Below are 14,135 nucleotides of genomic sequence, written 5' to 3'. Positions count from 1 at the left end.
CGTTCAACCTCCCGCGTCCGTGTCACCACCCACACCCGAATCCACAAGGAGCTTCCCATGCGCATCCGCCTGCTGACCGCCGCCGCCGTCCTCGCCCTGGCCACGGGCCCGGCCTTCGCCGCACCGGTCACCTACACCCTCGATCCCACCCATACCAACGTGCTGGCCCAGTGGAACCACTTCGGCTACTCCAACCCGTTCGCCAACTTCGGCGACGTGCAGGGCACCCTGGTGTACGACGCCGACGACATCGCCGCCTCGCGCGTGGAGGTGACCATGCCGCTGTCGGGGCTGGAAGGGTTCAGCAGCGATTTCAACCAGCACCTGCGTGCGGCCGACTTCTTCGACGCCGCCAAGTATCCCAATGCGACCTTCAAGAGCACCCGGGTCGAAGCTGCCGGCCAGAACAAGCTCAAGGTCACCGGCGACCTCACCATCAAGGACATCACCCGCCCGGTGGTGCTGGACGTGACCTTGAACAAGGCCGCGGTCCATCCGATGTCGAACGCGCCGACCATTGGCTTTGACGCCAGCGCCACCATCCGCCGCACCGATTTCGGCGTGGGTGCCTACGTGCCGCACGTGGGCGACGAGGTGACCCTGCGAATCACCACCGAGGCCGCAGCGGCCAAGGCCGAGTAAACCCGGCAGCCCCTCCCCCTGCCGTGCGCCGGCCCGTGTCATGCGGGCCGGTTTTTTTGTGGTTCCAGGTGCCCGGACAGCCGGATGCAGTGTCACGATGCTTCGCAGCGGCGATAGGCGAGAGGCGGGGTCGAGGTGCTTTCGCAGCGTCGTGAGGCGGGAGGCTTGATCGCGGCGGTGCGGTGCGATGCCTGCTGCCGCTCATGTCCCCCGGCTGCGGCCTGCGGCCGCAGCCTCCTCCTTGACCTCCCGTCAGCAGGCATCGCACCACACCGTCCAACGTTCATCGGCCCCCACATGTAGGAGCCGGTCTTGCCGGCGACCCGATGCTCCGGCCTGCGGCCGCAGCCTCCTCCTTGACTTCCCGTCAGCAGGCATCGCACCACACCGTCCAACGTTCATCGACCCCCACATGTAGGAGCCGGTCTTGCCGGCGACCCGATGCGCGCTACGGCATTGCCACCCCCCCCACCCCACCGCGGTCGCCGGCAAGGCCGGCTCCTACGAGGGCGTGCACGCCCCGCACGCAAGGCCGGGGCACCTTCGCCGGTCTTGATGCGGCTTTGGCGTTTCCTTGGCCGCCGGCACCCCTGGGGCGATTTGGCGTGTGGCGTGCTGACGGGAAGTAAAGGAGGAGGTCCGGGCCCGCAGGGCCTGGGCCGGGGGACATGAGCGGCAGCACGCCACACGTCAAAGCGCCCCGACCAACCTCCGGCCTCACGGCGTTCCGGACGTCAAAGCGCCCCGACCAAACCTCCGGCCTCACGGTGTTCAGACGTCCATGCGACGCACATCCCCGGCGGGTTGAACCCATTTCCAACATGACCTGCAGAGCCGGCACGCAGGCCGCCTGCACCGCGGCGCTGCTAGAATCCCGGTGGATTTCCCTTGCGCGCCTGCCATGACCACCACCGCCCCCGTGCCCGCCAACACCCAGACGCGCTACACCGTGCGCCGCAGCGACCTGCCGCTGAGCTGCCCGACCCCGGAGATGACGCTGTGGAACTCGCATCCGCGCGTGTACCTGCCGATCGAGGACGCACCGGACCACCAGGCTCAGTGCCCGTACTGCAGCGCCACCTACCAGTTGGTCGACTGACCGCCGCCCGCGCCGGGCCGGCAGCATGAACCGCCGCCTGACCGTGATCCAGTTGCTGCCCGCGCTGGAATCCGGCGGCGTGGAACGCTCCACCCTCGAGATCGCCGCCGCGCTGGTCGCCGCCGGGCACCGCGCCATCGTCGTCTGCGCCGGTGGCCGCCTGCTGCCCGCGCTGCATGCATGTGGCGGCGAACACATCGCCATGGACATCGGGCGCAAGTCGCCGGCGTCGCTGCGGCATGTGCCGGCGCTGCGCCGGCTGCTGCTGGAGACCGGTGCGCACATCGTCCACGCACGCTCGCGGCTGCCGGCCTGGCTGGGCCGGATCACCCTGGCGACGTTGCCGCAGGCGCGGCGGCCGCACTGGGTGACCACCGTGCATGGGCTCAACTCGCCCAGCCGCTACAGCGCGGTGATGGCCAGCGGCGAGCGCGTGATCTGCGTCTCCGGCAGCGTCCGCGCGCATGTGCTGCAGCACTATCCACGCACCGATCCGCAGTGCCTGCGGGTGATCCCACGCGGGATCGACCCGGCGCTGTTCCCGCGCCGTGCGCAGCCGGACCCGGCCGCGCGTGCGGCGGTGGCGCAGTTGCATCCGGCGCTGGCCGGCGATGGGCCGCTCCTGCTGCTGCCAGGCCGCGGCACACGCCTCAAAGGCCACGCCGATGCACTGGAACTGCTGGCGACGCTGCGGGCCGGGCCGTTTCCCGGCGCGCGGCTGTGGCTGCCCGGCGCGCGCGCGCGCGGACGCGAGGCCTACCTGCGCGAGCTGGAAGGGCGGGCGGCCGGCGCTGGCATGGCCGATGCGGTGCTGTTCACCGCGCCCACCGCGGACATCGCCCAGGCCTATGCGGCCGCCGACCTGGTCTTGCAGCTGTCACGCAAGCCGGAGGCCTTTGGCCGCACCGTGATCGAGGCGCTGGCGGTGGGCCGTCCGGTGCTGGGCTGGGCCCATGGCGGGGTCGGCGAACTGCTGGCCAGTCTGCAGCCGCAGGGCGCGGTGGCGCCGTTCGACGAGCAGGCGCTGGCCGCCACTGCGACCAACCTGCTGCGCGCGCCGCCGCCACCGCCATCGCACGTCGGTTTCAGCCTGCAGGCCATGCAGCACGCCACCCTGGACCTGTATGCCGAACTGGCGCACTGACCACCACGCACCGCTGCCGCGCGCATTCGCGTGGACACCTGCATGGGCCTTGGCCTGCGTGGCGCTGTGGCCGTTGCCGGGTCCGGCCGAGGGTGTACTGGCGCTGGGCGCGCTGGCGGTGCTGGCCCTGCTCGCAGTGGCGCTGGTGCGCGGCCAGGTGCTGCCGTTGCCGGGCCGGGCCGCCGCGCTGGCGAGCGTGCTGTTTGCCGCGTACTGGCTGCCGCAGCTGCTGTCGGCGCCGGACGCGCTGGACCGCGCGCGGGCGTGGAAGGAAGTGGCGGTCGACCTGCGTTACCTGCCGTTCCTGTGGGCAGTGGCGATCGCTGCCGCCGACGCACGCGGCCTGCAGCGGATCGGCACCGGGCTGGCACTGATCGTGGCGGTGTGGAGCGTGGATGCATTGTTGCAGGCGGCATCGGGGACCAGTGCGCTGTTCTGGAGCATGGACAGCCTGCAGCGCGTGGCCGGAGGCGAGGGATTGTGCGAGGTGGGTGCAGCCGATCGCCTCAGCGGCGTGTTCGGCCCATGCAACCTCAAGCTCGGGCTGGTGCTGGCCAGCCTGTCGCCGTTCGCGCTGGCTGCGGCGGCGCGCCGCTTCGACGTGGCCGGCTGGTGCGTGGCGGCGCTGGTGCTGGGCATCACCATCGTCCTGGCCGGTGCGCGCGCGGCCTGGCTGGGTTATGCGCTGGTGCTGGCATGGGCGGGATGGAAGACGCTGGGTCCGCGCCGGCTGCTCGGTTTCGCGGCTGCCGGCGCGCTGGCGATGGCCGCGCTGTACGCGGCCTCGCCGCAACTGCAGCAACGGGTCGCGCGCACTGCGCTGGCGGTGCAGGCCGATGCTGGCGGGGAGGGCGTGGACCAGGCCTTGTCCGGACGCACGCGCATCTGGCAGGGCGCGCTGTGCATGGCGCGTGCGCATCCGCTCAATGGTGTGGGCGTGCGCGGATTCCGCAGTGCCTGGCCGCACTGCGATCCGGCGCCGGAGCAGGCGCCGGCGTGGGGCCAGGGCCAGGCCTACCACGCGCACCAGATCGTGCTGGAGTTGCTCAGCGAAACCGGGATCGCCGGCCTGCTGCTATGGCTGGCAGGCGCCTTCGCCCTGTGGCGTGCGTGGCGCCGGGCCGGCGTGGCCGCGCGCGCGCGCGCCGGCCCTGCGCTGCTGGCACTGGCGGTCACGGTATTCCCGTTCAACACCCACCTGGCGTTCTATTCGACGTTCTGGGGCGGCCTGACCCTGCTGCTGGCCGGCCTGTGCGCCGGCGCGCTGCACGGCCACCACGCGCGCGAGGGGTGAAGCGGCGTTGCATCCCCCTGCACGCGCCGCAGGCCCTGCAGCCGGGTCAGGAAGAGGGAGGCTGCGTGCGCGCGTAATGGTGGCCGCGGCCGTCGGGCTGGCGCTTGAAGCGCCGATGGATCCACAGGTACTGGGCCGGCGCCTCGCGCACCATCGCCTCGATCGCGGCGTTGACCCGGGTGGTGTCGGCCACCACGTCCTGGCTGGGGAAATCCTGCAGCGGTGGCGCCACGCGCAGCACGTAGCGCCCGCCCTCGCGGCGATGGAAGAACGGCACCACCGCGCATCCGGTCAGCCGCGCCAGCTGGTGGGTGGCGGTGATGGTGGAGGCGGGCACGCCGAAGAACGGTGCGAACACCGTGTCCTTGCCGCGCATGTCCTGGTCGGGGGCGTACCACAGCATGCCGCCGCGCTTGAGGTGCCGGATCGCGCCGCGGATGTCGTTGTTGGCGAACATGGCCGTGGCATAGCGCAGGCGCCCGCGCTTGACCGCCCACTCCATCACCGGGTTGCGGTGGCGGCGGTACATGCCGGCCAGCGGCACGTGCGCGCACATCAGCCGGCCGCACATTTCCAGGGTCATGAAGTGGCCGGACACCAGCAGCACCCCGCGGCCCTGTGCCTGCAGCGCGTGCAGCTGCTCCAGGCCTTCGATCCGCGCCTGCACGCCGATCGGCCCCAGCCGGCCCCACCAGGCGCGCGCGAATTCGAACAGGCCGATGCCCAGTGCGTCGAAGCTGTCGCGCAGCAACTGCTGCCGCCATTGCGGGGTCTGCCCGGGGAAGCACAGCGCGATGTTCACCTCGGCCGCATGCCGGCGCGTGCGCCCCAGGCGCAATGCCAGCCGGCCCACGCCCAGGCCGATGGCGCGCTGCCACAGCCATGGCAGCCGCGCGCCCAGCACCATCACGCCCAGGCCCAGCCACATCGGCCAATGGCGCAGGGCGAACGAGGGGCGCGGAGGTGGCGCGTCGGGCGCGGTCATGGCCCCGATTCTACGTGGACGCCACGATTGCCACATCCGCGCTCGGCTATGCTGCGCCGATGACCGACCCCCCCGTGCACAGGGAGCGTGGCGAAGGCGCGTTGCGCGCCCTGTACTCGCTTGCGCTGTACCTGCTCTCGCCACTCACGCTGTACCACCTGGTCGCGCGCGGTTTCCGCGTGCGCGAGTATTTCCGGCGCTGGGACGAGCGCTACGCCGCCTATGGCACCCAGCCCGGGCGCCCATGCGTGTGGCTGCATGCGGTGTCGGTGGGCGAGGTCAATGCTTCGGCGCCGCTGGTCAATGCGCTGCTGCAGCAGCGCCCGGACATCGGCTGGGTGGTGACGACGATCACGCCGACGGGATCCGAGCGCGTGCGCGCGATCTGGGGCGAGCGGGTCAAGCATGTCTATCTGCCCTACGACCTGCCCGGCAGCATGGATCGCTTCCTGCTGCATTTCCGGCCCAGCCTGGCGCTGATCATGGAGACCGAGTTGTGGCCGAACATGCTGTTCGGCTGCCGCGACCTGCGCATCCCGGTGTACATCGTCAACGCGCGCCTGTCGGCGCGATCGCTGCGTGGCTACCGGGTGCTGCGGCCGCTGATCGGGCGGGCACTGCGGACCGTGGCCTGCGTGGCCGCGCAGTCGGACGATGATGCCCGCCGCTACCGGGTGCTGGGTGCACGCCCCGAGCGCGTGCGGGTGCTGGGCAACCTGAAGTACGACATGGCCCTGCCCGAGGGTATCGACGGGTTTGTCGCCGCCTTCAACGCGGCACTGGGCACGCCGCGACCGGTCTGGATCGCGGCCAGCACCCACGAGCACGAGGAGGCCGATGTCATCGCCCTGCACCGGCGCCTGCGTGCGCGCTGGCCCGACCTGCTGCTGCTGTGGGCACCGCGCCACCCGGAGCGCTTCGCCCGGGTGCAGGCGCTGGCGGCCGAGGCCGGATGGCAGGTGGGGACGCGCACGTGCGGCCCGTGGCCACGCCCGGACGATGACGTGTTCGTGATCGACACCCTGGGCGAGCTGATGCCCTTCTACGCCTGCGCGCAGGTCGCCTTCGTCGGCGGCAGCCTGCAGCCGGTGGGCGGGCACAACCTGCTGGAGCCGGCGGCCACCGGCACCGCCGTGGTGACCGGCCCGCACCTGCACAACTTTGCCGAGATCTCGCGGCGCATGACCGCCGCCGGCGCGCTGCGCATCGGCGCCGACATGGCCGCCGTGGGCGACCACCTGCTCGCGTTGCTGGACGATGGCGCGGCGCGCCAGGCGATGGCCGCCGCCGGCAGTGCGTTGCTGGAACGCAACCGCGGCACCTTGCGCAGGACCCTGGAGCTGATCGGCGACGACCTGCCGGCATCGGTGGACGCACCCGCGTCCACCGCGCCGTAGCCGCGCGTCACGCCGCCGGCATCCTGGGATTACTGCGTGGTCTGCTCCGGCGACAGGCGCGCTTCGGCCTCCACGGTGAGCAGGCGGTTGACCTCGCGCATCTGCTCGATGTCCAGCTCGCCGGTGGCTTGCGCCAGCAGCAGCCGGTTGAGCAGGAAGTTGTACTTGGAGCGCGCGTAACCGACCTGCGCGGTGAACAGCGTGCGCTGGTTCTGGACCACGTCCAGCACCGTGCGCGTGCCCACTTCCAGGCCCACCTGCGAGGCGTCGTAGGCGCTCTGCGCCGAGACCACCGCCAGGCGGCGCGCTTCGACCTCGCTCACGCCGGCCACCAGCGCCTGGTAGATGTTGCGGGTGTTGCGCACCACCGCGCGACGCTGCTGCTCGAACTGGTCCTGGGCAATGTCGCGCTGGGCGATGGCCTGGCGCACGCGGGACTGGGTGGCACCGCCGGAGAAGATCGGCACGCTCAGGGTCAGGCCGATGCTCGAGCCGGTGCTGTCGCCGCGGGTGCCGCCGCCGGTGGCCACGGTGTCGCCCCACGCCGCATCCTTGCCCCAGCCGGCGCCCAGCGACAGGGTCGGGTAGTGGCCGCTGCGCGCGGTCTGGACGCTGGCGTCGGCCGCGCCGGCCTGCAGCTTGCTGGCCTGCAGCAGCGGGTTGCGCTCGACCGCCGCGGCGACCCACGCATCGGCGTCCTCGCGCAGGGCCGGCAGTTCGGGGCGGAAATCGTCCGGAAGCGCGCGCAGGTCGTCCACCGGCTGGCCGGTCAGCTCGGCCAGCGCCTGGTAGGCGTCGGCCAGCGCATTGCGCGCCAGGATGGTGTTGGCGCGGGCCTCGTCGAACTGGGCGCGGGCCTCGTGCACGTCGGTGATCGGTGCCAGGCCCACTTCCAGGCGCTTGTCGGCGTAGTCGAACTGGCGCCGGCCGGCGGCCTCGTTGGTCTCGGCCGCGGCCAGCGACTCGATCGCCACCAGCACGTCGAAGTAGGCCGCGGCGGTGCGCACCATCAGGTCGTCGTTGGCGGCATCCAGGGTGTGGCCGGCGGCTTCGCCCAGCGAGCGCTGCGCGCGCAGGTTGGAGAACTGGCCCCAGTTGAACAGGGTCTGGGTCGCGTTCAGGCCATAGCTGCGGGCGGTACTGGTACGGGTGCCGGCCAGGCCGTCCAGCTCGCTGCGGCTGCGGCGCAGGCTGGCGTCGCCGGACAGCTGCGGCAGCAGCGCCGCGCGCGCCTGCACCTGGCCTTCGCGGGTGTAGAGGCTGTTGGACTCGGCGATGGCCAGCTGCGGGTCACCGTTGCGCGCCATCTCATAGGTCTGCAGCAGGTCGGTGGCCTGCGCGGATGCCGAGGCCAGGGCGGCCGCCAGGGCCAGAGCGAGGGAACGGCGGATCATCAGCGGCTTCCTTATGTTGTCTGTGGCCCGGATCGCATCATGGGCCTGCGTGGGGATTGCACGTGAAGGGTGGCCGCGCCGCGTGGCGTGGCCTTCAGAACAGGAACTGCGGCGCGGGGCTGGCGCCCTGCAGGTAGTCCAGTTCGGTTTCAAACAACGATTCAACAGGCGCGGCGTTGACCTGGTCGGCGGCGCGCAGCAGCACGGCCTCCATCACCGGTGCCTGGCCGCGGACCACGAACAGGCGGCCATCCGGGCGCAGCCACTGCAGGAAGCGCTCCGGCACCTGGGCCACCGCGCCGGTCACGCAGACCGCGTCGAACTGGCGCGAGGGCGTGTACTGCAGCGCGTCGGCCACCTCGATGCGCACGTTGCTGCCCAGGCCGGCGGCATCCAGGCGCTCGCGCGCGGCGGCGGCCAGCTCGGGCACCAGTTCCACGCTGACCACCTCGCGCGCCAGTGCGCCCAGGCAGGCGGCCATGTAGCCGCTGCCGGTGCCGATCTCCAGGACGCTGTCGCCAGGCAGCAGCTTGAGCGCCTGCAGGGTGCGGCCTTCGACCACCGGCTTCATCATCCTGGCGCCATGGCCAAGCGGCAGCTCGACGTCGGCATAGGCCAGCGACCGGTGCGCCGCGGGCACGAAGGCCTCGCGCGGCAGCCGGCCGATCGTGTCCAGCACGGTCATGTCCAGCACGTCCCAGGGACGGACCTGCTGTTCCACCATCAATTCACGGGCACGGGCGTAATCGATTGTCATGGCTGCTCGAATCTGGCGCGGGAGGCCGGGCATTCTACTACCGGGCCGGTGCAACCCGGCCCGTACAGGATCGCCGCCGGCGCGCCCGGCTCGCAGTGCCGGAAGTCACCGGGACCCTCGCCCGGGTCATGCATCGGGTGCCTCAGGTGGCATACGCACGCAGGAAGAACTCGGTGGTGGCGTCGATGTGGCGGGACACCTCTGCGGTGCTGTGGCCCGGGCACAGGCCACAGATCAGCATCGGATGCAGCTCGCCCTTGAGCAGGCTGAAGAACTGCGAGGCGGCCAGCGGCACGTCGTCGATGCGCAGCTGGCCGGCATCCACGCGGGTCTGCAGGAAGCCGGCAAACACCTCCTGGATGCGGCGCGGGCCGGCATCCCAGAACAGCTCGCGCAGCTCGTATTCGGCGCTGTCCGGGGTGCTCATCATGCGGTGCATGCGGATCGCCTCCTCGCTGGTGATCAGCTGGAAGAAGGCGTGCCCGATGGCCCGCAACTGCTCGCGCAGCGGGCCTTCCGGCGGGCGCACGAACAGGTCGTCGGGCAGGACCTCGCGGCACTTGGCCGCGATCGCGGCCGAGAACAGGGTCTCCTTGTCGCCGAAGTGGCTGTACACGGTGAGCTTGGAGACCCCGGCGGCGGCGGCGATCTGGTCCATGCTCACGCCCTGGTAGCCCAGTTCGACGAACAGGCGCTTGGCCGCGTCCAGGATCGAGGCGCGTTTGGCCAGGTCCTTGGGGCGGCCCGGTCCGGCCGGGCGGGGCGGCGCTGCGGGCGCTCTGGCAGGGGGCGTGTCGCGGGTCATGCAGTAATACTAGACTACGTGGTTTTCTATTTATACCATACCGCCCGGTTCACTATCCTCCATCCATGGACTCCGGGACGCACGCGATGAAGCAGGGATACGGCACGAGCGGTGCGGTCTTGGTGATGATCGGGGCGATCATGGCGGTGCTGGCCGGTTGCAGCGGCGAGCCGGCCGCCACGCCCGTATCGCGCCCGGTGTGGGTGGTGCAGCCGCAGGCGGCCGGAGCCGCCGCGGGCATGGCCTTCCCCGGCGAGGTGCACGCGCGCCAGGAGAGCCCGCTGGCGTTCCGGGTGGGCGGCAAGCTGGTGCGCCGGCACGTGGATGCCGGCGCCCGGGTGGCCAGCGGCCAGGTCCTGGCCGAACTGGATCCCGGCGACCAGGCGCTGCAGGCGCAGGCCGCACAGGCCCAGGCAGCGGCGGCGGACGCCGAGCTGGCGCGGGCCAAGGGCGAACTGGAGCGCTATCGCGCACTGGTCGACCAGCAACTGGTCAGCCGCTCGGCCTTCGAGGCGCAGCAGGCCGCCTACGAAGCGGCGGCCGGGCAGGCGCGCGCGGCGCGTGCGCAACGCGACGTGGCCAGCAACCAGGCCGCCTACACCGACCTGCGCGCGCCGCATGACGGGGTGATTGCCTCGCGCGCGGTGGAAGCCGGACAGGTGGTGGCGGCCGGGCAGACCGTGTTCGTCCTGGCCGCCGATGGCGGGCGCGAGGTTGCCATCGCCCTGCCGGAGGCCGGCATCGGCGCCCACGCGGTGGGCGACAAGGCCATGATCGAACTGTGGAACGACCCCGGGCGCATGCTGCCCGGGCAGATCCGCGAGATCGCCGCAGCGGCCGACCCGCACACCCGCAGCTACGCGGCGCGGGTGGCGCTGGACGAGGCCGCCGCCGGACGCGCCAGCCTCGGCCAGAGCGCGCGCGTGTACCTGCAGGCGGCCCGCGACGGCGCGGCCCTGCGCGTGCCGCTGGCGGCATTGCAGCGTGGCGAGCAGGACAGCGCGGCGGTATGGGTGGTGCGTGCGGGCACCACGGTGCAGGTGCCGGTACGGGTACACGACTACGGCAGCGACAGCGTCGCCATCGATGGCGCGCTGGGTCCGGAAGACTGGGTGGTGGCTGCCGGCGGGCACCTGTTGCGCGAGGGCCAGCCGGTGCTGCCGGTGGACCGGGACAACCGGCCGGTGGCGCCGGCCGCAGCGCAGGCCGCAAAGCCGTCCGCAGCGGACGGGCGCTGAGCCATGCGCCGCTTCAACCTGTCGGAGTGGGCGCTCAACAATCGCGGCCTGGTGCTGTACGCGATGGTCGCCGTGGCCCTGATCGGCGCGTGGTCGTACCTGCGCCTGGGCCAGAGCGAGGACCCTCCCTTCACGTTCAAGGCGATGGTGGTGCACACGCTGTGGCCGGGCGCCACCGCCGAGGAAGTCTCGCTGCAGGTGACCGAGCGGATCGAGAAGGCGGTGATGAACACCGGCCGCTACGAGTTCGTGCGCAGCTACTCGCGCCCGGGCGAGTCGCAGGTGATCTTCATGGCCACCGACTCGATGCCCTCCAGCCAGGTGCCCGAGCTGTGGTACCAGATCCGCAAGAAGGTCGGCGACATCCAGGCAACCCTGCCACAGGGCGTGGTCGGCCCGTTCTTCAACGACGAGTTCGGCGACACCTTCGGCAACATCTACGCCCTGACCGGACCCGGCTTCGACTACGCCATCCTCAAGGACTACGCCGACCGCATCCAGCTTGAGCTGCAGCAGGTGGCCGACGTGGGCAAGGTCGACCTGCTGGGCCTGCAGGACGAGAAGATCTGGATCGAGATCGACAACACCCGGCTGGCCACCCTGGGCATTCCGTTGCAGGCGGTGCAGCAGGCGCTGGAAGGGCAGAACGCGGTGCTGCCGGCCGGCTTCTACGAGACCGGCACCGAGCGCGTGCAGTTGCGCGTGGACGGGCCGTTCCGCAGCGTGGAGGAGATCGCCGCGTTCCCGGTGCGTGCCGGCGGGCGCACCATCCGCCTGGCCGACGTGGCGCGCGTGCACCGCGGTTTCTCCGACCCGGCGGCGCCGCGCATGCGCTTCATGGGCCAGGACGCCATCGGCATCGCCGTGGCCATGCGCGATGGCGGCCACATTCTGCGCCTGGGCGACGCGCTGGAGGATGCGTTCGCGCGCCTGCAGGGCACGCTGCCGGCGGGCATGGAACTGCGCAAGGTCTCCGACCAGCCGCAGGCGGTGCGCGATTCGGTGGGCGAGTTCGTGCGGGTGTTGTCCGAGGCGGTGACCATCGTGCTGCTGGTCAGCTTCTTCTCGCTGGGCCTGCGCACCGGCCTGGTGGTGGCGGTGTCCATCCCGCTGGTGCTGGCGATGACCTTCGCGACCATGTACTGGTTCGGCATCGGCCTGCACAAGATTTCGCTGGGCGCGCTGGTGCTGGCGCTGGGCCTGATGGTGGACGACGCGATCATCGCGGTGGAGATGATGGCGATCAAGATGGAACAGGGCTTCGACCGCCTGCGTGCGGCCAGTTTCGCCTGGGAGTCCACTGCGTTCCCGATGCTCACCGGCACCCTGATCACCGCCGCCGGGTTCCTGCCCATCGCCACGGCGGCGTCCAGCACCGGCGAGTACACCCGCTCGCTGTTCCAGGTGGTGACCATCGCCTTGCTGGTGTCGTGGATCGTCGCGGTGCTGTTCATCCCGTGGCTGGGCGACAGGATGCTGCCGGACCTGGCGCACCCGAAGCCGCCGCGTCCCGGCAGCCTGGCCGCGCGCCGGCGTGCGTGGCGCGAGCGCCAGGCCGACCGCTGGCCGCAGTACGCCTTCGTGCTTGCCCCGGCTCCGGTCCCGGCCGAGGGCCACCACCACGACCCTTACCAGACCGCGTTCTACCGCCGCTTCCGGCGCCTGCTGGATGCATGCCTGCACCGGCGCTGGTGGGTGATCGGCGCCACCGCCGCGCTGTTCGTGCTGTCGCTGCTGCTGTTCCGCTTCGTGCCGCAGCAGTTCTTCCCCGACTCCACCCGTCCGGAACTGATGCTGGACATGGAGCTGGCCGAAGGTGCATCGCTGCGCGCCACCGAGGTCCAGGCCCGGAAGCTGGAGGAACTGCTGCAGGGACGCGAAGGCGTGGCCAACTACGTGGCGTACATCGGCACCGGCTCGCCGCGCTTCTACCTGCCGCTGGACCAGCAACTGCCGGCGACCAACTTCAGCCAGTTCGTGGTGCTGGCCAGCGACCTGCAGGCGCGCGAGGACCTGCGCCACTGGTTGCTGGAAGACGTGGTGCCGCGCTTCCCCGAACTGCAGATGCGCGTGACCCGGCTGGAGAACGGCCCGCCGGTGGGCTACCCGGTGCAGTTCCGGGTGTCCGGCGAGCACGTCGGCCAGGTGCGTGCGATCGCCCGCCAGGTGGCCGAGCGGGTGCGCGCCAATCCGCATACCACCAACGTCAACCTGGACTGGGATGAGCCCAGCAAGGTGGTGCGCCTGGAGGTGGACCAGGATCGCGCCCGCGCGCTGGGCGTGAGCAGCGCGCAACTGGCGCAGTTCCTGTCGGCGCAGCTGTCCGGCTACTCGGCCAGCACCTACCGCGAGGGCAACGAGCTGGTCGGCATCATGCTGCGCGGCGGCGAGGGCGACCGCGCGCAGCTGGAAATGCTCGACAGCCTGGCCATTCCCACCGGCGATGGCGGCAACGTGCCGCTGTCGCAGGTGGCGCGGCTGCGGCACGTATTCGAGGACGGCATCATCTGGCACCGCGATCGCCTGCCCACGGTGACCGTGCGCGCCGACATCAGCGACGAACTGTTGCCGGCCGCGGTGACCGCGCAGATCGATCCGACCCTGGATGCACTGCGCGCGCAGTTGCCGCAGGGCTACCGGCTGCAGGTCGGCGGCTCGGTGGAGGATTCGGCGCGCGGGCAGGATTCGATCAAGGCCGGGATGCCGCTGTTCCTGATCGTGGTCACCACCTTGCTGATGCTGCAGCTGCGCAGCTTCTCGCGCACGTTGCTGGTGCTGGTGACCGCGCCGCTGGGGCTGATCGGTGCCTGCTGGTTCCTGCTGCTGTTCCGCATGCCGTTCGGCTTCGTCGCGTTGCTGGGCACGATTGCACTGGCCGGCATGGTGATGCGCAACTCGGTGATCCTGGTCGACCAGATCGAGCAGGATATCGGCGCCGGGCACGACCGCTGGCACGCCATCGTCGATGCAACCGTGCGCCGGTTCCGCCCCATCGTACTGACCGCACTGACGGCGGTGCTGGCGATGATCCCGCTGTCGCGCAGTGCGTTCTACGGCTCGATGGCGGTGGCGATCATGGGCGGCCTGGTGGTGGCCACGGCGCTGACCCTGCTGTTCCTGCCCGCGCTGTACGCGGCCTGGTTCCGGGTCAAGCCAGAGGAAGCCCTGTAGGAGCCCGCCTTGCGGGCGACCTCAGGTGCGCCAACGTCCCACACAACACACCGCGCCGCGGTCGCCGGCGAGACCGGCTCCTACACACGGGGACGTCAAGGGCGTGATTGCAGGAGCCCGTCTTGCGGGCGACCTCAGGTGCGCCACAACGTCCCACACGACACACCGCGCCGCAGTCGCCGGCGAGACCGGCTCCTACACACGGGGAC

General features: G+C 71.3%; 11 protein-coding genes. 7 read left to right on the top strand and 4 right to left on the bottom strand.

Features of this window, described 5'->3' with window-relative positions; all coding sequences use genetic code 11:
• Positions 1 to 57: 57 nt before the first annotated feature.
• From ACEJ41_RS11070 to ACEJ41_RS11055, 4 genes are all read left to right on the top strand, one after another.
• Positions 58 to 642 (top strand): YceI family protein, encoded by a 585-nt coding sequence (locus tag ACEJ41_RS11070; protein WP_374012326.1) that lies wholly within the window; start codon positions 58 to 60, stop codon positions 640 to 642.
• A gap of 901 nt (positions 643 to 1,543) precedes the next feature.
• On the top strand, positions 1,544 to 1,741 hold the full coding sequence (locus tag ACEJ41_RS11065; RefSeq protein ID WP_374012325.1) for a zinc-finger domain-containing protein: 198 nt from the start codon (positions 1,544 to 1,546) through the stop codon (positions 1,739 to 1,741).
• Between the two features lie 25 nt (positions 1,742 to 1,766).
• On the top strand, positions 1,767 to 2,885 hold the full coding sequence (locus ACEJ41_RS11060; RefSeq protein WP_374012324.1) for a glycosyltransferase: 1,119 nt from the start codon (positions 1,767 to 1,769) through the stop codon (positions 2,883 to 2,885).
• The gene (locus tag ACEJ41_RS11055; RefSeq protein ID WP_374012323.1) at positions 2,866 to 4,179 is read left to right on the top strand and encodes an O-antigen ligase family protein; all 1,314 of its coding nucleotides are present in this window, start codon (positions 2,866 to 2,868) and stop codon (positions 4,177 to 4,179) included. Before ACEJ41_RS11060 ends, ACEJ41_RS11055 begins: the two co-directional genes overlap by 20 nt.
• 46 nt (positions 4,180 to 4,225) lie before the next feature.
• On the opposite strand, the gene ACEJ41_RS11050 is transcribed toward ACEJ41_RS11055, so the two are convergent.
• The gene (locus tag ACEJ41_RS11050; protein WP_374012322.1) at positions 4,226 to 5,164 is read right to left on the bottom strand and encodes an LpxL/LpxP family Kdo(2)-lipid IV(A) lauroyl/palmitoleoyl acyltransferase; all 939 of its coding nucleotides are present in this window, start codon (positions 5,162 to 5,164) and stop codon (positions 4,226 to 4,228) included.
• A gap of 59 nt (positions 5,165 to 5,223) precedes the next feature.
• Between ACEJ41_RS11050 and waaA the strand changes: the two genes are divergently transcribed.
• A complete protein-coding gene (gene waaA, locus ACEJ41_RS11045) occupies positions 5,224 to 6,561 on the top strand; it encodes a lipid IV(A) 3-deoxy-D-manno-octulosonic acid transferase (RefSeq protein ID WP_374012321.1) in 1,338 nt (445 codons plus the stop codon).
• Positions 6,562 to 6,590: 29 nt separating this feature from the next.
• On the opposite strand, the gene ACEJ41_RS11040 is transcribed toward waaA, so the two are convergent.
• The 3 genes from ACEJ41_RS11040 to ACEJ41_RS11030 form a co-directional block, all read right to left on the bottom strand.
• On the bottom strand, positions 6,591 to 7,955 hold the full coding sequence (locus ACEJ41_RS11040) for a TolC family outer membrane protein (RefSeq protein WP_374012320.1): 1,365 nt from the start codon (positions 7,953 to 7,955) through the stop codon (positions 6,591 to 6,593).
• A gap of 94 nt (positions 7,956 to 8,049) precedes the next feature.
• Positions 8,050 to 8,712 carry a protein-L-isoaspartate O-methyltransferase gene (locus ACEJ41_RS11035; protein ID WP_374012319.1) on the bottom strand — a complete coding sequence of 221 codons (663 nt, stop codon included), beginning with the start codon at positions 8,710 to 8,712 and terminating at the stop codon, positions 8,050 to 8,052.
• Between the two features lie 142 nt (positions 8,713 to 8,854).
• Complete coding sequence (locus tag ACEJ41_RS11030) at positions 8,855 to 9,517, bottom strand: TetR/AcrR family transcriptional regulator (protein WP_374012318.1); 663 nt, start codon at positions 9,515 to 9,517, stop codon at positions 8,855 to 8,857.
• Positions 9,518 to 9,603: 86 nt separating this feature from the next.
• Between ACEJ41_RS11030 and ACEJ41_RS11025 the strand changes: the two genes are divergently transcribed.
• Complete coding sequence (locus ACEJ41_RS11025; RefSeq protein ID WP_374012317.1) at positions 9,604 to 10,755, top strand: efflux RND transporter periplasmic adaptor subunit; 1,152 nt, start codon at positions 9,604 to 9,606, stop codon at positions 10,753 to 10,755.
• A gap of 3 nt (positions 10,756 to 10,758) precedes the next feature.
• Positions 10,759 to 13,926, top strand: coding sequence for an efflux RND transporter permease subunit (locus ACEJ41_RS11020; protein ID WP_374012316.1), 3,168 nt, complete (start codon positions 10,759 to 10,761; stop codon positions 13,924 to 13,926).
• Positions 13,927 to 14,135: the final 209 nt, after the last annotated feature.

It is taken from the genome of Pseudoxanthomonas koreensis (genome assembly GCF_041890415.1).
Classification (GTDB): domain Bacteria; phylum Pseudomonadota; class Gammaproteobacteria; order Xanthomonadales; family Xanthomonadaceae; genus Pseudoxanthomonas; species Pseudoxanthomonas koreensis_A.
This window is presented reverse-complemented; position numbering and strand designations above follow the sequence as displayed.